General features: G+C 40.2%; 14 protein-coding genes and 1 pseudogene. 13 read left to right on the top strand and 2 right to left on the bottom strand.

Going from position 1 to position 21535, the window contains the following annotated elements; translation table 11 throughout:
* Positions 1-420 precede the first annotated feature (420 nt).
* Together DG474_RS03585 and DG474_RS03590 are read left to right on the top strand one after the other, a co-directional pair.
* Positions 421-3783: a Cna B-type domain-containing protein gene (locus DG474_RS03585; RefSeq protein ID WP_255778829.1), complete on the top strand. Its 3363-nt coding sequence runs from the start codon at positions 421-423 to the stop codon at positions 3781-3783.
* 205 nt (positions 3784-3988) lie between these two features.
* A complete protein-coding gene (locus DG474_RS03590; protein WP_042902092.1) occupies positions 3989-4729 on the top strand; it encodes a class I SAM-dependent methyltransferase in 741 nt (246 codons plus the stop codon).
* A gap of 81 nt (positions 4730-4810) precedes the next feature.
* On the opposite strand, the gene DG474_RS03595 is transcribed toward DG474_RS03590, so the two are convergent.
* Entirely contained in the window at positions 4811-5170 is a 360-nt protein-coding gene (locus tag DG474_RS03595) for a DUF3397 domain-containing protein (protein WP_255778958.1), read from the bottom strand.
* Between the two features lie 91 nt (positions 5171-5261).
* Between DG474_RS03595 and mnmL the strand changes: the two genes are divergently transcribed.
* The 5 genes from mnmL to DG474_RS03620 are packed head-to-tail and all read left to right on the top strand — an operon-like array spanning position 5262 to position 9962.
* A complete protein-coding gene (gene mnmL / locus DG474_RS03600) occupies positions 5262-6218 on the top strand; it encodes a tRNA modification radical SAM protein MnmL/YtqA (RefSeq protein ID WP_255778830.1) in 957 nt (318 codons plus the stop codon).
* The gene (gene mnmM / locus DG474_RS03605) at positions 6202-6759 is read left to right on the top strand and encodes a tRNA 5-(aminomethyl)-2-thiouridylate-methyltransferase MnmM (protein ID WP_255778831.1); all 558 of its coding nucleotides are present in this window, start codon (positions 6202-6204) and stop codon (positions 6757-6759) included. Before mnmL ends, mnmM begins: the two co-directional genes overlap by 17 nt.
* Complete coding sequence (locus tag DG474_RS03610; RefSeq protein WP_000361094.1) at positions 6752-7006, top strand: hypothetical protein; 255 nt, start codon at positions 6752-6754, stop codon at positions 7004-7006. The genes mnmM and DG474_RS03610 overlap by 8 nt, the downstream gene beginning before the upstream one ends.
* Before the next feature lie 11 nt (positions 7007-7017).
* The gene (locus tag DG474_RS03615) at positions 7018-9072 is read left to right on the top strand and encodes a cation:proton antiporter (protein ID WP_125384497.1); all 2055 of its coding nucleotides are present in this window, start codon (positions 7018-7020) and stop codon (positions 9070-9072) included.
* A 29-nt stretch (positions 9073-9101) separates the two neighbouring features.
* Positions 9102-9962 carry a YihY/virulence factor BrkB family protein gene (locus DG474_RS03620; protein WP_255778832.1) on the top strand — a complete coding sequence of 287 codons (861 nt, stop codon included), beginning with the start codon at positions 9102-9104 and terminating at the stop codon, positions 9960-9962.
* A 39-nt stretch (positions 9963-10001) separates the two neighbouring features.
* On the opposite strand, the gene queA is transcribed toward DG474_RS03620, so the two are convergent.
* A complete protein-coding gene (gene queA / locus DG474_RS03625) occupies positions 10002-11030 on the bottom strand; it encodes a tRNA preQ1(34) S-adenosylmethionine ribosyltransferase-isomerase QueA (protein ID WP_255778833.1) in 1029 nt (342 codons plus the stop codon).
* Between the two features lie 146 nt (positions 11031-11176).
* On the opposite strand from queA, the gene DG474_RS03630 reads away from it, so the two are divergent.
* The 6 genes and pseudogenes from DG474_RS03630 (at position 11177) to DG474_RS03655 (ending at position 21433) form a co-directional block, all read left to right on the top strand.
* Positions 11177-11884, top strand: coding sequence for a glucosamine-6-phosphate deaminase (locus tag DG474_RS03630; RefSeq protein ID WP_000864607.1), 708 nt, complete (start codon positions 11177-11179; stop codon positions 11882-11884).
* A 291-nt stretch (positions 11885-12175) separates the two neighbouring features.
* Entirely contained in the window at positions 12176-19273 is a 7098-nt protein-coding gene (locus DG474_RS03635; protein ID WP_255778834.1) for a GEVED domain-containing protein, read from the top strand.
* A 212-nt stretch (positions 19274-19485) separates the two neighbouring features.
* Positions 19486-19752, top strand: a pseudogene (locus DG474_RS03640) (methyltransferase domain-containing protein); the annotation flags it as partial.
* Positions 19753-19784: 32 nt separating this feature from the next.
* Positions 19785-20099, top strand: coding sequence for a hypothetical protein (locus DG474_RS03645; protein WP_247940987.1), 315 nt, complete (start codon positions 19785-19787; stop codon positions 20097-20099).
* A gap of 140 nt (positions 20100-20239) precedes the next feature.
* Positions 20240-20416 carry a 30S ribosomal protein S21 gene (gene rpsU / locus DG474_RS03650; protein WP_000048054.1) on the top strand — a complete coding sequence of 59 codons (177 nt, stop codon included), beginning with the start codon at positions 20240-20242 and terminating at the stop codon, positions 20414-20416.
* A 144-nt stretch (positions 20417-20560) separates the two neighbouring features.
* On the top strand, positions 20561-21433 hold the full coding sequence (locus tag DG474_RS03655) for a hypothetical protein (RefSeq protein ID WP_255778835.1): 873 nt from the start codon (positions 20561-20563) through the stop codon (positions 21431-21433).
* Positions 21434-21535: the final 102 nt, after the last annotated feature.

Below are 21535 nucleotides of genomic sequence, written 5' to 3' on the forward strand. Positions count from 1 at the left end.
TTAAGGTGTATCAAACTTATAAATAAATGGAACGTTTTGTGCATTGTTCCTTTCTGTTTGTTTAAAAGAGAAGTTGTTCGTAAGTGTTCACTATACTTAAAGAAACTTCAGTCTGATGAAAGAATTAATTTTTATGGCAGTAATTTTACACTGTGTCAATATTTTCAAAAGGCAATAACCTCATAATATTACAAAAAAAGTTAATTTTGTTTTATAATGAAATTAAAGGAGGTTTCTATATTAAAAATAGAACAAATATGATAAATATTGCACTCACATATAGTTATGAAACATGTTAATATGATGTAACTTATTCAATAACCCTCATGGATTTCAACGAATTCGAAAGGAGATGAGTGTTGAGATTTTATAATCATAGTTTGTCGGTTTAATGTTTTCGGTAATTTAGAAAGGAAGATTATGAAGAACAAGAAATTCTGGTTACCCATCCTAACTTCTCTGGCCTGTTTGCTAGGGATAATCTTTGCTCCAAATTCAGTTCAAGCAAAGGAACTGAAGAACGTTATCAGTAATATTGGAATTTGGGAGGTTGATAATGGTAAGTTTATAAAACCGGATGCGAATGGTGTTTATACACTTTCTCCTGAGCATCATAACTACTCAAATTATAAATTCACTGTTGATTACGATTTGAGCGCCTATGATGGTAAATTAGAGGACGGTGATACCTTTACCTTTACTGTTCCGAGTCCTTTAACGGTTAGAAATGAAACCTTTGATTTAAAAGATAAGGAAACCGATCTGGTTATCGGAGAAACCCAAATTGTATCAAACGGGGATAATAATGGTGGTAAGGCAACTATTACATTAAAAAATCTGAAAACCTATCTTGAGAAAAAAGGTGGCTATCAAGTCCAAAACGTTAAAGGGAATTTCTTTGTTGGTTTTAGTTCTAAAAATGAATTAAGCAATGAAACGCTTCGTTTTGATAAAACGGAAACCATAAATGAAATTACCCATCAAATCAAGGTGAAAAAAGGTGGTACAGCTGATTATTCTGAAGGAATCGGTCGAGCTAATTTCAATAAATATCATGGTTTGATTTACAAAGAGGATTGGACATCCAAGGCTCTAAATAAGAGTGGAAAATACTTACACAGCTGGTATGTTCGTGTTAATCCGAAACAAGCAGCCTATAATAAAATTGAAATTCATGACTGGGTAGATCCAAATGCTTCACCAATGCAGATGATCCCTGAAACATTTAGCGTCACGGCAGGTTGGTATGATCAATATTATTACTTTAAAGATGAAGTGGTTTTAGAAGCTGGTAAGGATTATCAAGTAAAATGGAATGATTCTTACACAGAATTTACTTTAACAATTAACAATGCATCTTCAATTCTTGCGAAGAACGGTAAACCAGCAGCATTTCGAATTAATTATAAAACAAGTGCTCCAGCTGATGGCACGCAAGTCCAAAACAATGCTGAAATGAAGGGTGATGACCAGATTCTAACATATGACGACTATAGTAATAAGACAGTCGTTAAGCAAATCGGAAACTCAGTCGTTGCTTCTGGTGGTACAATTCAGTTAGAAACTGGTTACCGTATCATTCTTTACAAGGTCGACGAGCTGACTCATGACCGTCTAAAAGGAGCAAAATTCAAGATTACTCCTCCGGCAGGAGCTACGGCTAAAGAGGAAATTGTAACGACAAATGATGACGGAATTGCTGAGTCATCTATTTACTCAGAAAGTGATATCAAGAAAGGGAACTTTACAGTAACCGAGATTGAAGCTCCTGAGGGATATGAGTTGAATCCTACTCCATTTGAGATGACTGTTGGACAAGATGGAGCTATCAAAACAGTTACAAATAAACGTAGCAAAGCTAAAGTTAAGATTAAAGCTAATAAAAAACTTACAGGACGTGAGTTGAAGGCTGAAGAGTTTGAATTCACTTTAACAGACCAAGATGGTAAGGTGAAAGAAACTGTGAAGAATGACAAAGACGGAAACATTGCTTTCTCAGAATTGGAATTCGACAAAGCAGGGACTTATACCTTTAAAATTGCTGAAAAAGCTGGCAGTGATACAAACATCAAGTACGACACTAAAACTGTCACGGCTACAGTTACTGTAGCGGACAAGGGTAAAGGTGCACTTGAAGCAACTGTTTCTTACGATGATGAAAAAGCTTTCGAGAATACTTACACTCCAGCAAAAACGGAAGTTCCTGTGAAGAAAGTATGGAAGGACGAGAACAACCAAGACGGTAAACGTCCAACTTCTGTCACAGTTAAATTGCTTGCAGATGGTCAAGATACTGGTAAAACACTTGAATTGACTGAAGCAAATGGTTGGGCTGGAAGCTTCAAAGACCTTGATGCTGATAAAGGCGGCACACCAATCCAGTACACGGTAGTAGAAGTAACTGTTGCTGGTTACACTTCTGAAATTACTGGTGATGCTGCATCTGGATTCACCATCACAAATAGCTATTCACCAGAAACAGTTGATGTAAAAGCAACTAAGAACTGGGATGACGCTAATAACCAAGACGGCAAACGTCCGACTAAGATTACAATCAATCTTTTAGCAGACGGTAAGAAAGTTGATTCGAAAGAAATTCAGGCTGCTGCAGACGGAACATGGACTGCTACATTCGAAAAATTAGCAAAATATAAAGCTGGTAAAGAAATCAAATACACTGTAACAGAAGAAGCCGTAGCAGAATACGAAGCGACTATTACAGACTTTACCATCACAAACAAATATGCTCCTAAAGAAATTGACTACAAGGTAACAAAAGTATGGAACGATGCGAACAACCAAGATGGTAAACGTCCTGAGTCCGTAACGGTTCAACTTTATAAAAAAGTAGGAAATGCAGATCCAGTAGCCGTTGAAGGTAAGAAATTGACCTTAACAGCTAAGGAAAAGACTGATGATAACACTTGGGTAGCATCCTTCACCAATCTTCCACAATACGAAGCTGGAAAAGAAATCACCTATTCTATCAAGGAAGTGGATGTACCAGCTGGTTACGAATCTTCTGTGACTGGTCAAGTAGTTACAAACAATTACACACCAAAAACAGTAGTTCTTTCCGGAACTAAGGTTTGGAAAGATAACAACAACCAAGACGGTAAACGTACAACATCTGTGAAAGTTCAAATTCTTAACGGAGAAAAAGTTGTTCAAGAAATTGAAGTTTCAGAAAAAACTGGCTGGAAGTTCGAATCTAAAAAACTTCCTAAGTATGAGAATGGTAAAGAAATCAAGTATACTGTCAAAGAAACTGCTATGACAGAATACAAAGCAACCATCACTACAGATAAGGATGGAAAGTACACCATTACCAACGAACATACTCCAGAAAAAACAGCTGTAAAAGGTCATAAGATCTGGAAAGATGAAGATAACAAAGATGGCATCCGTCCAGCATCTATCACCGTAAAACTTCTTGCAGATGGTAAGGAAACTGGTCAGACAGCTACAGTGTCAGAAACAAGTGGCTGGACTTATGAGTTTACAGGTCTTGATCGTTATCAAGAAGGTAAGGAGATTGCCTACACTGTTGAAGAAGTGAATGTTCCAGATGGTTATACAGCTTCAGTAGAAGGTTACAACATTACAAATACACACACTCCTGAAAAACCAACACCTGGTAAACCAAATGAACCAGGTAAGCCTAAAAAAGGTGGGGAATTACCTAATACAGGAAGCGAGTCTAACCAAGCGACTCTAGTAGCGGGAATCGCCCTTCTTGGATTGGGAACAGGATTCTTGGCAAGACGCAAAAAAGAAGATTAAGTTTTTTAAACGGTATCTTTCACGAAATGTTGCAACGCAGTTTAAAAGTAGAAACAAGTGTCAATGGAAATTGGCACTTGTTTTTTGTAACTGACCCTGGTTCTACTACCGGATACAAGTGGATAGTTGCCACTTACTAAAAAGCTATTGTTTTTGCGATGAATTCCACTATAATAGGTGACAAATAAAAAAGGAGATGTTGCATATGATTGAAACAAGATTACAAGATAAATTAAAGTCAGGTTTAGAGGTAGAAAATTTTCAAAAAGATGGCGATATCTATCTGTCTCTTAATCCAGATTATCTATCTGGAGATAATGCTAAATACATGACCATGTATAACCGTATGGCTCGCTGGTACGATATGAGTGAGAAATGGATAGGACCACTTCTCCACGGCAAGGCGATTGATAAGTTGAGAAGGGATCTGATGGAGGAAATAGAATGGAAAGATAATTTATCTGTTCTTTATGTCTCTATAGGGACTGGTCAAGACCTCCGTTATATTCCTGAGACAATTGACCTGAAAAGTTTAGACTTTGTAGGGGTAGATATTTCTATCAGTATGCTAAAAAAATGCCAGAGATCTTGCGCTAAAAAGACCAATTTGCAACTTTTCCATGCTTGCGCGGAGGAACTACCCTTTGCGGATAATAGTTTTGACATTGTCTACCATATTGGCGGAATCAATTTTTTCAATGATAAGGCCAAGGCTATGCAGGAAATGCTACGAGTGGCGAAGCCAGGAACCAAAATTTTAATCGCAGATGAGACGGCTGACTATGTGGATCAGCAATATAAGAAAAATCATTTTAGTAAGGATTATTTTAAAGACGCTACTGTTGATTTGAGTGAAATTGAGAATGCTGTTCCAAGCGAAGTTAAGGAAAAGGAAATGAAACTTCTTTGGGATGGCAAATTCTACGCCTTGACATTTAGGAAATAAGAAAAAGTATCTTGGTAGAGCTTAGAAAGTAAGTATGAAGATAAAAACATTCCCTTAGACAGCTGTCTGAGGGAATGTTTTTTATGGGAGCATCATCAATTCGACAATCATAGCTATGTAGATGATTAAGGTAAGGAGAAAACCGGCTCTCCAGAAGAATTTGATGAATTTAGGGTAATAAAAACTTCGTTTTTTGACAAGGAAAAAGACTACAAGGAGGATTGCTAGGAGAGAAAGTGCGACTCCAAGTCGCGGTAGAAAGTTGTGGGTAAAGGCTTTAGCAGTAATCAGATGGTACTCAAATACCAAAAGTGGAAAAGCTAGATCCGCGAAATTAAATCCTATTTTCCTAAGTCCAAAAAGCTTGGTGACAATAAAGCAAACCACCAAGGTTAATATCAATAATAAAATAGATGCTATTTTCATTAAAATCATACCAATATTGTATCATAAAAAAACGCTAAAGGAAATGAGAAACAAGGGAATTTGTTGGAAAGTCAGGCTTTTGAGATTGTAGGTGTTTTTTGTTATAATGAAAGTTATGAAATCTTATAATACCTTGAATGATTATTATCGAAAACTTTTCGGAGAAAAGACTTTCAAAGTTCCTATCGATGCGGGATTTGACTGTCCAAATCGGGATGGAACTGTAGCACATGGTGGTTGTACTTTTTGTACGGTTTCAGGTTCTGGAGATGCCATCGTGGCACCGAATGCCCCTATTCGTGAGCAATTTTATAAGGAAATTGACTTTATGCACCGCAAATGGCCAGATGTTAAAAAATATCTAGTTTATTTCCAAAACTTTACCAACACCCATGAAAAGGTGGAAGTGATTCGAGAACGTTACGAGCAGGCTATCAATGAGCCAGGTGTAGTAGGAATCAATATCGGAACGCGCCCAGACTGTTTACCCGATGAAACCATCGAATATTTGGCTGAGTTGTCGGAACGCATGCATGTGACGGTAGAATTGGGCTTACAGACAACCTTTGAAGCAACCTCTGACCTGATTAACCGTGCCCATTCTTATGAATTGTATGTGGAAACAGTAAAACGCTTGAGGAAATATCCCAAGATTGAGATTGTTTCCCATTTGATCAACGGTCTTCCAGGGGAAACCCATGAGATGATGGTTGAAAATGTCCGTCGCTGTGTCACGGACAATGATATTCAAGGAATTAAACTGCACTTGCTTCACCTCATGACCAATACACGGATGCAGCGAGATTACCACGAAGGACGTTTGCAACTGATGAGTCAGGACGAGTATGTCAAGGTCATTTGTGACCAGTTGGAAATCATTCCCAAGCATATCGTCATCCATCGAATTACAGGAGATGCACCGAGAGATATGTTGATTGGTCCTATGTGGAGCCTCAATAAATGGGAAGTGCTAAATGCTATTGAAACTGAGATGCGCCGTCGTGGAAGTGTGCAAGGATGCAAGGCTGTAAAACAGGAGTTTAAAAATGAAAAGACCACTTGAGATGGCACATGATTTTTTGGCTGAGGTTGTGACTCAGGATGATATCGTAGTGGATGCGACCATGGGCAATGGCCATGATACCCTTTTTTTAGCCAAGCTAGCCAAGCAAGTCTATGCCTTTGATATTCAGGAGCAGGCTTTGGAGAAGACGCAAGAGCGTTTGGATCAGGCTGGAATGACAAATACCCAGTTAATCTTGCAAGGTCATGAGACACTAGACCAGTTTGTGACAGAAGCTAAGGCAGGGATTTTTAATCTGGGTTATCTGCCTTCTGCTGACAAATCCGTCATCACTCAACCTCAGACTACTATCGAAGCCTTAGAAAAGCTGTGTCACTTGCTTGTCAAAGGGGGACGGATTGCAATCATGATTTACTATGGTCATGAAGGAGGAGACACCGAGAGGGATGCTGTATTGGATTTTGTTAGCCAGTTGAACCAACAAGAGTATACAGCTGCCATTTATCGGACACTCAACCAAGTTAATAATCCACCGTTTTTAGTTATGATTGAAAAATTAGAAAGGTATAGACATGGATAAACAATACCTTCGTGAGAAGCTTGAGGCAATGCGCCAAAATTTTGTCGAGTCAACGCATCACGAGCGAGCAGTCGGGGTGCTCGACGAAGCACATATGAGCAAGAAAATGCTTAAAATTAAGAAAAAATTAGTGGCTCTTGAAATGGAACGGTGCCAGAAAAAAATTGAGCACAAAGACTGTTCTAAGATTGATCAGAAAATCCAAGAGCAAAAGGAGATTTTTGAATCTTGTTGTAAAAAAGATTAAGGAGGAATTGTGTGGAATTACTCATTTACTTGATTCTATTTTTATTTGTCTTAATCATTTCAACCACGACCAATAAACTTCTCCCTTTTTTGCCCCTTCCTCTTGTACAAATCCTTTTGGGGATTGGAATTGGCTTATTTGTTCCCGATGCGGACTTTCATCTCAATACAGAGCTGTTTCTGGCCATAGTTATTGGTCCCTTACTTTTTCGGGAGGCAGAAGAAGCGGATATTACGTCCATTTTGAAGCACTGGCGGATTGTTGTCTTTCTGATCTTTCCTGTGATTTTTATCTCGACCTTGAGCTTGGGGGGCATGGCTCACTTCCTTTGGATGACTCTTCCTTTGGCGGCCTGTTTAGCAGTTGGGGCGGCACTTGGGCCAACAGATTTGGTTGCCTTCGCATCTCTTTCTGAACGTTTTCGTTTTCCCAAACGGGTTTCTAATATCCTAAAAGGGGAAGGACTCTTAAATGACGCTTCTGGTTTGGTTGCCTTTCAGATGGCTCTTGCTGCTTGGACAACAGGAACCTTTTCTTTCAGCCAAGCTGGAACTTCCCTAGCGTTTTCTATCCTTGGTGGTTTTGTAGTCGGTTTTGTGACGGCTATGGTCAATCGTTTTTTGCATAGCTTTTTACTGAGTGTGCGAGCGATAGATATAGCCAGTGAACTATTGCTAGAGCTAAGTTTGCCACTCATGACCTTTTTCATCGCAGAAGAGTTTCATGTTTCAGGGATTATAGCAGTAGTGGTTGCAGGTATTTTGAAGGCCAGTCGTTTTAAGAAAATTACGCTCCTTGAGGCTCAGGTAGACACCGTGACGGAGACCGTCTGGCACACCGTGACCTTTATGCTAAATGGATCAGTCTTTGTTCTCTTGGGAATGGAATTAGAGTTGATAGCAGAGCCGATCTTGTCTAATTCTCTCTACAATCCCCTTCTTTTACTGCTTTCAGTTGTCGTTCTGACCTTCTTACTCTTTGCGATCCGCTTTGTCATGATTGCTGGTTTTTACTTTGTGAGGACGCGTCGACTTAAGAAAAAAATTCATAAGTACATGAAAGATATGCTTCTTTTGACCTTCTCTGGTGTCAAAGGGACAGTATCTATCGCGACTATTCTCCTCATACCAAGTCATTTGGAGCAGGAATATCCTTTGTTACTCTTCCTTGTAGCAGGCGTTACACTGTTGAGCTTTTTAACAGGTTTACTAGTCCTCCCTCACTTATCTGAGGAACAAGAGGAAAGCAAGGACCATTTGATGCATATTGCGATTCTGAATGATGTAGCTGCAGAATTAGAAAAAGAACTAGACCATCACAAGAATAAACTTCCTCTTTATGCAGCTATTGATAATTACCATGGTCGGATTGAAAATCTCATCCTTAGTCTGGAAAATAAGAGAGTCCAAGAGGACTGGGAGTCCTTAAAGCTTCTTATCTTGAGTATTGAGAGTGACGGTTTGGAGCAAGCCTATGAAGAAAATAGAATTAGTGAGCGTGGCTATCGAGTTTACCAACGTTACCTAAAAAACATGGAGCAGAGTATCAATCGGAATTTCGCTTCTAGAGTGACTTATTACTTCCTAGTTTCCTTACGGATACTGCGCTTTCTACTCCATGAAATGTTTACCTTTGGCAAAACTTTCCGTAGTTGGATGAACGAAGAATCTCGTAAACTACTAGCAGTTGACTATGATCAGATTTCAGAGTTGTATTTGGAAAATACAGAGCTGATTATCGAGAGTTTGGAAAACCTAAAAGGGGTTTACAAGAGTTCTCTGATTAGTTTTATGCAAGAATCTCGTCTACGCGAGACGGCTATTATCGGAAGTGGTGCTTTTGTTGAGCGGGTTATCAATCGCATCAAGCCAAACAATATCGATGAAATGCTACGAGGCTACTATCTCGAACGTAAGGCAATCTTTGAATACGAAGAAGCTAAACTGATAACAGCCAAGTATGCCAAAAAACTACGACAAAATGTGAATAATTTAGAAAATTATTCTCTGAAAGAAGCCGCAAATACTTTACCTTATGATATGCTAGATTTAATCAGAAGAACTTAGATGATGAAGAAAATGACGGAGGATGGAACATGAAAAAGTGGTGGAAAGAGCTGATGGACAGGCCCTTATTGAAAGCTTTTTTGCATTATTATCAAGCATCTGATAGTGAGTTGACCAGTGTTGCGGTTGCCTACTATTGGTTGATTTCAATCTTCCCCTTGCTGATGATAATGGTCAATATTTTGCCTTATTTTCAGATTCCAGTCTCAAATTTCTTACTGACAATCAAGGAATTCTTGCCTGATACGGTGTATGATGTGGTTGCCAAGATTGTACGAGAAGTTCTGACTCAACCATCAACTGGTTTGCTGAGTTTTGCCGTTTTATCTGCCCTCTGGACCTTTTCGAAATCAATGGATTTCCTCCAAAAAGCCTTTAATAAAGCCTATGGAGTGACCAAGAGTCGAGGAATTATCTCCCATCAGTTGATGAGTTTACTTGTTAGTTTCGGCTTGCAGATTCTTTTTGCATTGGCCTTATTTTTGAGTATGTTTGGTCGTATGTTGCTCAACATCCTCAAAACTTACTGGCAATCAGACAGTTCGCTATTCTCCTACCTGCAAGACTTTACAGGCCCTCTGGTCTATGCCTTGATCTTTGCCATTCTAGTTATGATTTATTACTTCCTTCCAAAAGTAAAAGCACCACGAATCCGCTATGTTTTACCAGGAAGTGTCTTTGTTTTGCTAACTCTTATCTTTTTATTGAATATCTTTTCTGTCTACGTCAATAGTTATGTTAATCATCTAGTTGACGTTCGATTTTTCAGTTCCATTATCGTGGTAGTCATGATGTTTTGGTTTATTCTCATTGCAAAGATTTTGATTATCGGAGCAGTTATCAATGCCAGTGTTCAGAGTTTGAAAGATCCAAAGTTTAGTATGGAATAATTAAAAAAATCCCTATTAGGTTTCCTAATAGGGATTTTCTTAATAGATAAACATAGCATCTCCAAAACTGAAGAAGCGGTAGTGTTCTTGGATGGCATGGTGATAGGCATCTAGGACTAAGTCACGACCGGCAAAGGCAGAAACTAGCATAACAAGAGTTGACTTGGGTAGGTGGAAGTTGGTTGAAAAAGCATCCACAACCTTCCAGTCGTAGCCTGGTTTGATAAAGATATTGGTCCAGCCAGAATCTGCTTGGATTTGCCCATTAAACTTGGAACCGATGGTTTCCAGTGTGCGGATCGAAGTGGTTCCGACAGCGATGACGCGACCTCCATTTTCCTTGACAGAGCGAAGGGTGGCAGCTGCTTTCTCAGAAAGTTGGTAGAATTCTGAGTGCATTTCATGTTCGTCCAGATTGTCAACAGAGACAGGTCTAAAGGTTCCGAGTCCGACGTGAAGAGTGAGATAAACCAGATGAACACCCTTGGCTTGGATTTCTGCTAGCAGTTCTTTAGTAAAGTGGAGACCAGCAGTCGGTGCAGCAGCAGAGCCACTTTCTTTAGCGTAGACCGTTTGATAACGTTCGCGATCATCTAGTTTTTCATGGATATAAGGCGGCAGTGGCATTTCACCTAGACTTTCCAAAACTTCTAGGAAAATTCCTTGGTATTCAAAGCGGACAATGCGGCCCCCGTGGGTTAATTCTTCGGTAACAACAGCGCTGAGGCGGCCATCGCCAAAGCTGACACGAGTACCAACCTTGAGGCGTTTGGCAGGTTTAGCGAGGACTTCCCACTCATCACCACTAGTATTTTTGAGCAGGAGAAGCTCCACATGACCTCCGGTCTCTTCCTTTTGACCATAGAGGCGGGCAGGGAGAACGCGAGTGTCGTTCATAACAAGGGCATCACCTGGTTCCAACATATCAATAATAGAGTGAAAGTGTTTATCCTGCATTTCTCTCGTCTCGCGATTAACGATAAGAAGTTTAGACGCATCACGTTTTTCAAGGGGTGTTTGGGCAATCAATTCCTCAGGTAAGTGGAAATCAAAATCAGCTGTATTCATTTTTTTATCATTCTTTCTAAGTTCTAATCTTATCCATTATAACATGTTTCAAGTTTAGACGCTCTTTTTTAAGAAATTAAATCGTTTTCACTTGACAAAAATTGGTCTATACCATATAATAAATATAGAAACATGGAGGATATAAAATGAAAGTTATAAAAGTTGAGAATCAAGTCGAAGGTGGAAAAGTAGCTTTTGAGATTTTGAAGGAAAAATTGGCCAATGGTGCTCAAACATTAGGACTTGCGACAGGAAGCAGTCCACTTGAATTTTACAAGGAAATCGTTGAGAGTGACCTTGATTTTTCAAATCTAACCAGTGTGAACCTTGATGAGTATGTAGGGCTTGATGGGGACAATCCGCAGTCTTATCGTTACTTCATGCAGGAAAACTTGTTCAACCAAAAACCATTTAAAGAAAGTTTCTTGCCTCGTGGGGTTAAGGACAATGCTGAAGAAGAAGTTGAACGCTACAATCAAATTTTGGCGGACCATCCTGTTGATTTGCAAATCTTGGGAATTGGTCGCAACGGACATATCGGCTTTAACGAGCCAGGAACTCCATTTGATAGCCAAACGCATCTAGTAGAACTTGATCAATCTACCATCGAAGCTAATGCTCGCTTTTTTGACAAGATTGAAGACGTTCCAACTCAAGCCATTTCAATGGGAATTAAAAACATCTTGGATGCCAAGTCAATTATTCTTTTTGCTTACGGTGAGTCAAAAGCAGAAGCTATTGCTGGAACAGTATCTGGCCCAGTGACTGAGAACCTCCCAGCAAGTAGTCTACAAAACCACCCTGATGTGACTATTATCGCTGATGCAGAAGCGCTCAGCTTACTTGAAAAATAAAAATTACACGAACCACTTGCTCTTTGGAGTGAGTGGTTTTTTGATTCTTATAAGCTAGAAGTGAAATTTTGATAATTTTGGTTTAAACTATAAAATATTTGAATAAAGAAATTATATAAATTTTAATGCAGGAAAAAATATAACAAGATAATAATTGAAGTTAAGTATACGTAGTTTTTTTCTTTTATAATTTAAATAATAACTAAAATTTTTTAAGTTTACTTAGTAGCGAAGCTATAAAAAAAGTTGTATAATGTTCTGAGTTATAAAATTATAATTAAGGAGATTATAATGGGGAAAGATTTATTTAATCCACGCCTTCATAAGTTTTCTATTCGAAAACTAAATGTAGGTGTTTGTTCTGTGCTCTTGTCCACCTTGGTCCTTTTGGGAGCAACTTCTCAAGTTAATGCTGATGAGACGAGTGTGACAAACTCTTTAAACGAGGTAGCTAAAACAAACTTTGATAAGACAACGGGGACTTCTATATCACCTACAGATTCTAAAACATCAGAAAAGTCTGAAACACCATCTGTAGTAGAATCCTCTCAACCAACTAAAGAAACAGCAACTTCAAATTCTGGAACAGAGCCTGCTGATAAAAAGAACAATGACCAATCGGTTATCTCTGAAACATCACAGTCTCCTGTTGAGAAACCAGTTACTTCTCCAGAAGATAAATCTACAGAGAGTACTAAACCAGAAACTGCAGTTGCTCCAATAATTGCTGAACCTACTGAGACGTCTAGTGTTACTGAACAATCTACACGTTCTCGTAGAGTTCGTCGTGATACCCAGGCAACTTCAGTTGCACCAGCTAGTTATGCAGGTGCGGACGATGCGACTCCTGTACCACGTACATCTAAACCAGAATTGTCTGAATCAGAGAAGAAAGAAAGTACACAATTAGCAAAACAAATTAACTGGATTGATTTCTCTGATACAGCAAGCTTGAAAAACTTAGATCCTCAGGGAGGGTTTAAGATTGGAACTACTTATACGAAAGAAATTTCACCTGGTTATGTAGTTACCTTGACAGTTACTGAGCTTAAACCATTCCACGCTACTGAAATTTATAAAAAGCGTGTGGAAGGAACTTCATCTGCTGGAACTTATGATCCAAATGCAACAAACAGTTATTTAAAAAACTGGAAAGATTATGGAAAAACTCCACCTCCTGTATCAGGTCAACCACAAGATAAATGGAGTACTATTGGTGGACAAGGTTTTGATACAAAAGGCCATAAAACTCAAATTATCGTACCAGTTGATGGTGTAAACTGGGGGGTTAAATTTAAAATAGAAGCCACTTATCGTGGAAAAAAAGTAAAACCAGCAGTTGTTATGGCTGATGGAGAAGATGCTAACCCTGGTGAATATGGTATTTTTACCACTAACGGTGAAGGTTGGGAATACGTAGGAGAATGGATGAAAGGTCCTCGTGCAAAAGGACCTTACACTGTTACGACTGAAGAACTTGTTAAGCAGGCTGACAAGACAACAAGAGGTGGTCTACTCATCCTAAAAGATAAGACTATCGATTGGAATAAGTTTTTGAGTCCTGATACAGTTACAGGTGGTCTGGGTAGTCAAGTATTTGGACCAATAGTTTCAGCAAGTAAAGCAGTACCAGTTGTAATGACCCGTGGGGCTTCTGAGGTAGGTTTTTATGTTGCGACCGCAGGGCAACAGGCACTTATGATGGGATTCTTGGTAGTTGATGGTGGTGATGCGCCAGAAAGTTACGGTGAAGCTCATCATACTATCTCTACACGCGATTCGATAACAAATGTTCAAATAAAGCAACCTTACTTAGGTTCTACAGAAGCAGATATCGATGTGGATTCTAAAAATGACTGGACTTCTGATGATCGTGAGGATGTTTCAGATGAAGGTCCGCAGCAATTGCTAACTGCTGATCAATATAGCAACACTAACGACCTCTTGGATTTAAACAAAGCTAAGAATGGCACTTATACCCTTAAGATTAAGGCTAATCCAAATGGTAATGCTAAAGCATATGTCAAAGCATGGGTGGACTTCAATAATAACGGGAAATTTGATGATAATGAAGGCAGTGTGGTTAAAGAAATAACTGCTAATGGAGACCACACTTTAACATTTAATGCAATTCCGAGTCTTAGTGGTGGATTAGTTGACCAACTTGGAATGCGTGTGCGTATTGCGACTAATGCAGGTGATATTGAGAAGCCTACCGGGACTGCCTTTAGTGGTGAAGTTGAGGACATGTTGGTTCGTCGTACTTATCCACCTCAAGGTGAAAAGAAAGAAACAACTGGTCTTCAAGGTGAGACACAAAATGCTACAGTTCACTTCACACCTAAAGGACCAGATCGTTCAGATTTTGTAACTAATGCTAGCATGAGTAGCCAAGCGCCACAGGTTTTGGATAATCAAGGGAATGTCTTGACTCCAACTAACGGCAATACTTATGTGCGTCCTGAAGGGACCTATGTAGTGACTGCTAATGGTGATGATATCGATGTAGTGTTCACACCAAATGCAGACTTCATAGGAACTGCTGAAGGGATTAATATTCGTCGTACAGACTCAAACGGTTCATCAACTAACTGGCAATCAACTGATGCATCAAATCCAAATAAGAATGACATTTTGAACAATATGGATGGTCGCTACATCCCTACTGTTCGAAAGATACCGACATATGAATCAACTGGTGTTCAAGGTCAAGAACAAAACAAAAATCTAATCTTTAATGATGGCGATCCAGCTAAAACGCCAGTGACTCCAGATGCTTCACGCCCTGCGACCTTTGTGGATGCTAACGGCCAACCTATTACTGGTAGCTCAGTTCCTGCTACATCCAATGGTCAGTCAGTTGGAACTTATGAGTTAGACCCTAACACTGGTCAAGTCACTTTCAAACCTAACAAAAATTTTGTCGGTACTCCAGACCCAGTTACTGTCCAAGTAAATGATTCTAACGGTGTTCCTTACCGAGCACATTATAAACCAACAGTGACTAAAGTGACACCTACAGGAACTAACGCAACCAGCACAGGCCCTCAGGGTGTTCCACAAACAGGCACTCCAAGCTTCCAAGGTGGTGATCCACTGGTTCCAATCGATGAAACAGTCGAGCCAACCTTCGCAGATGGAAGCAAGGAAAAAGTGATTTCAGGTCAAGGAACTTACACGATTGCGCCAGACGGAACTGTAACTTTCACTCCAGACAAGCAGTTTGTAGGCAAACCAGATCCAGTCACAGTCAAACGCGTAGATAAGAATGGCACCCCAGTGACTGCGACTTACAGTCCAGAGTTTACTAAGGTAACACCAACTGGTACGGGAGATAAGACAGAGGGTCTACAAGGTCAGGTCCAAGAAGGTAAAGTGACCTTCACTCCAGGTCATGCCTCAGTTCCATTCCCAGCTGATTCAACTCCACTATTTGACAATGGTACAACTGTGAAAGAAGTGCCAAATGTCGGTAAGTTCGAAGTGGACGCAGACGGAAAAGTAACTTTCACACCAGACAAACAGTTCAAGGGTGAAACACCAGAGCTTGAATTGACTCGTGTGGATGTCAACGGAACTCCTGTTACTGTCAAGTACCAAGCGGTGGTGAAAGAAGTAACCCCAACTTCAACAGACGCCACTTCAAATGGTATCCAAGGTCAACCGCAAAAGGGTACCCCAACCTTCACAGAAGGTAATCCGGCTGTTCCAATTGATGATACGAAACCAATGACTTTCGAAGATGATCAGTCAACAAAAACAGTTCCAGGTGTAGGTGAATACAGCATCAATCCAGATGGCTCTATTACCTTTACGCCAGAAAAACAGTATGTTGGTACACCAACTCCAGTCACAGTGAAACGTGTGGATAAGAATGGCACCTCAGTCACTGCGACCTATACCCCAACAGTGACCAAGGTAACCCCAATCAGCACTAACGCAACCAGCACAGGTCCTCAGGGTGTTCCACAAACAGGCACTCCAAGCTTCCAAGGTGGCGATCCATTGGTTCCAATCGATGAAACAGTAGAGCCAACCTTCGAAGATGGAAGCAAAGAGAAGTCTATTCCAGGTCAAGGAACTTACACGATTGCATCAAATGGAACTGTAACTTTCACGCCAGACAAACAGTTTGTTGGAAACCCAACTCCAGTCACAGTCAAACGTGTGGATAAGAATGGTACTCCAGTTACTGCGACTTACAGTCCAGAGTTTACGAAAGTAACACCAACAGGAACTAGCGCAACTAGCACGGGTATCCAAGGTCAACCGCAAAAAGGTACCCCAACCTTCACAGAAGGTAATCCATTGGTTCCAATTGATGAAACAGTAGAGCCAACCTTCGAAGATGGAAGCAAAGAGAAGTCTATTCCGGGTCAAGGAACCTACACGATTGCACCAGACGGAACAGTGACCTTCACCCCAGACAAACAGTTTGTCGGAAACCCAGATCCAGTTACAGTCAAACGTGTGGATAAGAACGGGACCCCAGTTACTGCGACTTATACCCCAACAGTGACCAAGGTAACACCAACAGGAACTGGCGCAACCAGCACAGGTCCTCAGGGTGTTCCACAAACCGGGACTCCAACATTTGCTGGTGGTGATCCACTGGTTCCAATTGATGAAACAGTAGAGCCAACCTTCGCAGATGGAAGCAAGGAAAAGAATATTCCAGGCCAAGGAACTTACACAATTGCGCCAGACGGAACAGTAACCTTCACTCCAGACAAGCAGTTTGTAGGCAACCCAGATCCAGTCACAGTCAAACGTGTAGATAAGAACGGGACCCCAGTTACTGCGACTTATACCCCAACAGTGACCAAGGTAACACCTACAGGAACTGGCGCAACCAGCACAGGTCCTCAGGGTGTTCCACAAACCGGGACTCCAACATTTGCTGGTGGTGATCCACTGGTTCCAATTGATGAAACAGTAGAGCCAACCTTCGCAGATGGAAGCAAGGAAAAGAATATTCCAGGCCAAGGAACTTACACAATTGCGCCAGACGGAACAGTAACCTTCACTCCAGACAAGCAGTTTGTAGGCAACCCAGATCCAGTCACAGTCAAACGTGTAGATAAGAACGGTACAGAGGTTACTGCGACTTATACTCCAACAGTGACTAAGGTAACCCCAACTAGCACTAACGTAACCAGCACAGGTCCTCAAGGTGTTCCGCAAACAGGAACTCCAAGCTTCCAAGGTGGCGATTCACTGGTTCCAATCGATGAAACAGTTGAGCCAACCTTCGAAGATGGAAGCAAAGAGAAATCTATTCCAGGCCAAGGAACTTATGCAATCTCACCAGATGGCACCGTCACCTTCACTCCAGACAAACAGTTTGTCGGAAACCCAACTCCAGTCACAGTTAAACGTGTAGATAAGAATGGCACCCCAGTTACTGCGACTTACAGTCCAGAGTTTACTAAGGTAACTCCGACTGGTTCAGGTGATAAGACAGAGGGTCTGCAAGGTCAAGTCCAAGAAGGTAAAGTGACCTTCACTCCAGGCCATGACTCAGTTCCATTCCCAGCTGATTCAACTCCACTATTTGACAATGGTACAACCGTGAAAGAAGTGCCAAATGTTGGTAAGTTCGAAGTGGACGCAGACGGTAAGGTGACCTTCACTCCTGATAAACAGTTCAAGGGTGAAACACCAGAACTTGAATTGACTCGTGTGGATGTCAACGGAACTCCTGTTACTGTCAAGTACCATGCGGTGGTGAAAGAAGTAGTTCCAACCAGCACTAACGCAACCAGCACAGGCCCTCAGGGTGTTCCGCAAACAGGTACTCCAACCTTCCAAGGTGGTGATCCACTGGTTCCAATCGATGAAACAGTAGAGCCAATCTTCGACGATGGAAGCAAAGAGAAGTCTATTCCAGGTCAAGGAACTTACACGATTGCATCAAATGGAACTGTAACTTTCACGCCAGACAAACAGTTTGTTGGAAACCCAGATCCAGTTACAGTGAAACGTGTGGATAAGAATGGTACTTCAGTTACTGCAACCTACAGTCCAGAGTTTACGAAAGTGACTCCTACAGGAACCGGTGCAACCAGCACAGGTCCTCAAGGTGTCCCACAAACTGGTACTCCAACCTTCCAAGGTGGCGATCCACTGGTTCCAATTGATGAAACAGTCGAGCCAACCTTCGCAGATGGAAGCAAAGAGAAATCTATTCCAGGCCAAGGAACTTACACGATTGCGCCAGACGGTACAGTGACCTTCACTCCAGATAAGCAGTTTGTAGGCAAACCAGATCCAGTCACAGTCAAACGCGTAGATAAGAATGGCATCCCAGTTACTGCGACTTACAGCCCAGAGTTTACGAAAGTAACACCAACTGGTAAAGATACTTCTTCAGTTAACATTAAGGGTCTTGTTCAAACAGGTACGCCAACATTTGAAGGTGGTAATCCGCTTGTTCCAATCGATGAAACTGTGGCAGCAACATTTGAAGATGGATCAACTGAAAAAGTGATTCCAGGTGAAGGAACTTACTTAATCTCACCAGATGGCATCGTCACCTTCACTCCAGAAGCTAATTTTGTAGGAAAAGGAACAGGCGTAACGATTGTCCGCAAGAATAAGAATGGTACTCCAGTTACTGCAAGCTATCGTCCAACAGTTGTAGATCCATCTACTGGTCATGACACGGCTTCTACAGGAGCAAAAGGCCAACCACAAGTGGCAACACCAACGTTTGAAGGACATATCGATAGTACAGTTCCACCAACCTTTGAGGATGGCAGCACGACTATGGTTGTTCCGGGTGAAGGAAGCTATACAATTGATAAAGATGGTCACATTACCTTTACACCAGAACCAGACTTTGTTGGTACAGCTAAAGGATTGGTTGTGAAACGTCTGGATATGTATGGAAATGTAGTTATTGCTCATTACACACCAACTGTCCTTGGACAAACACAAGTGAGTGATGCGACATCCGAAGGTCTTAAAGGTCAAACTCAGACTGGTAAACCAAACTTTACAGGTGATGTCGATCTGACAGTTCCGCCAACCTTTGAAGATGGAACAACTGAAAAAGTCGTTCCAGGTGAAGGAACTTATGTAATCTCACCAGATGGCACCGTCACCTTTACCCCTGAGGCAGACTTTGTAGGACAAGCTAAAGGTGTGAAAGTGATCCGTAAAGATCGCAATGGAAATATTATTTCAGGATTCTATACTCCAACAGTAGTAGAACTTCCTGTGGTTGAAAATCCAGAACAACAAGGTATTACAGAAGAAAGAACTGCTAAAACTCTTCCAAATACGGGTTCTGAGGAGACATCTCACTTGACAGTTGGTCTATTGGCTGCTTTATCAGGTATGGGATTAATTTCTCTAGCTCAAAGAAAAAAATCTGAAGAAGAATAATTAGTGGCGAAAGTCATCTAATAAGTTGTTTTAGATACTTGATTGAAATGATTACATTCATTGCTATCTAAGAAGATGTCAGTCTAACAGAAAGAGAGAACCAATTGGTTCTCTCTTTTTGGTAATTGATTTGAAAATCGTCTAATTATTTTGCCTCAATTGTTCACTATCCTGCTAAAGTGGTATAATAAAGTTATTCAGAGGGGGTTCGAAGTTTTGATTTAATCACAGCCTTTCAAACTCATTTTCATTGGCAGGACCTATAGGCTTCTTTTATGGAACTTCGAAGAATACTCAAATCAGACGGGATACTCTTACTAGCTTGTGAGTATAACAAGTTATCTTACTTTTTACCAGAGGTGCAAAGCGAAGAAGCATTTAGACGATTCTTGTTGTTAATAAGGTTTGAGCTCGTAACTAGTCAAAGAAAGGGAGCGTGGATCTTTTATAAAATTCGTAAAGGATTTGTTAAAAAGTAGCTTTTTTAAAATCTTTTACAGGAGGGATCGGAATGAATACGAAGAATAGGAATTTGATAGAAGATAATAAAAAAGCTGAAAACAAAAGCTTTCTCTATTATTTACACGAGGAAAAAGTATTTGATTCGCAGTCGCTAGCTGATTTATGTCGCTACGTAGAAAAGCTCGATTCTATTAGTATAGATCAGATGAGGGATTTGCATTTTATTGAAAATCAAATTCTTCGTCATCTGGTATATCATTTTGACAGCAATGACTTGAGTAAGATTTCGAATCTTCCTGATGAATATTGGGAATATATTGAACCTTTTGAACAAGCAGTAACAAAGTTGTATGATTTGATGTAAAAATTGGTGGATTTGATAAAGTATAGGCAAGAAAGTAATTATTGAATCGGAAAATCGGAATAAATGTAGGTTTTCCCTTGACAATTATTCCTTTTACGTGTAAAATAGAATAGATCTTGAACTTGAAGGGAGTGAAAAAAATGTCTAAAACAGTAGTACGTAAGAATGAATCTCTTGACGATGCACTTCGTCGTTTCAAACGTGCGGTTACTAAAGCTGGTACTCTTCAAGAAACACGCAAACGTGAATTCTATGAAAAACCTTCTGTAAAACGTAAACGTAAATCAGAAGCAGCTCGTAAACGTAAAAAATTCTAATTTGAAATGAAAGGCTAGACTTGTCTAGTCTTTTTTTGCATAGTATTTAGAGGAACAAATTCTTATGAAAGAGTATATAAAAGAATATCAAAAAATGCGTGAAAATCACTTGGAAGATTGGGGTTATTGTGCTGATCCGATAGATTGGAAGAGTCAAACCAAAGAATTTTTGAAAAGTATTTGACCGATTCAAAAGTATTGTCTGACAAGGTTTTAAGGGTTAAATTGTACAGTAGCTTATTGCTAGATGATATTCAATATTTTGCCTATTATGCTGCGTTTTTAGATGGGGATTATAAGCAGTTAAACAACGCTCTATGGCAAACAGGAAGAACCGAGTTGCTGAGAGGCGGTTTGTTAGCAAGTGGAACCATTTACACAGATGGAATTTTGAAAGGCTTGTTTACCTCTTTTGCTTGTAACGATTTTTCAGCCATTCCATCATTCATCCCCAAAGATTTACCCTTGTTGAAAGGAACCTATTATCCAGAAAATGTGATGAATCTTTTATACGCTCTTTATTATCAAGATGAAGAAAGATTATCCGATTCTCTTTTACGTGCACAACAGTTTTTGGAGAAGAAAAAACGAACTGGCATGGAAGAATTTTCTGTTCGGTATTTTATAAACTTGGCAAGAAAAGATGCAGTTGCATTAAGTGAGGCCTTACAAAGTTTATGCCTAGCTTATCAGAGGCGAGGTTACCCTTATGAAAAAATTGATAAGTGCTTTGCGGATGAGATTCATGGTCTATATCGTTTGGTACGATTGTTTGACCATTCCTTGTTCGAAGAAGTCAGCATGCCGTCTCATAAGACTTTTTTGAAGGACTTTGAAGAATGGCAAGTCCGAAATCAGTTTCCAAAAGGTCAACAGTTCTATACCTATCCTCAAGATATGGCTGATGCAAACAGAATGTTAACAAAAGGTCTTCCAAGGATTTACTTAGAAAAATCTGGAAGAGACTTGGTGATAGACGTTGACCAATTTGCAGTAGATTTGTCTCGGTTAATTTAAAAGAGTAGGAAAAGACTTACTAGTCAAATCTTTTCCCAAGCAACATCAAATAAATACTGTAAATCCTGCAAAAAAAGGAAACTTCCACCTACAATCTGATAT

This window comes from Streptococcus oralis (assembly GCF_024399415.1).
Lineage (GTDB): Bacteria > Bacillota > Bacilli > Lactobacillales > Streptococcaceae > Streptococcus > Streptococcus oralis_CS.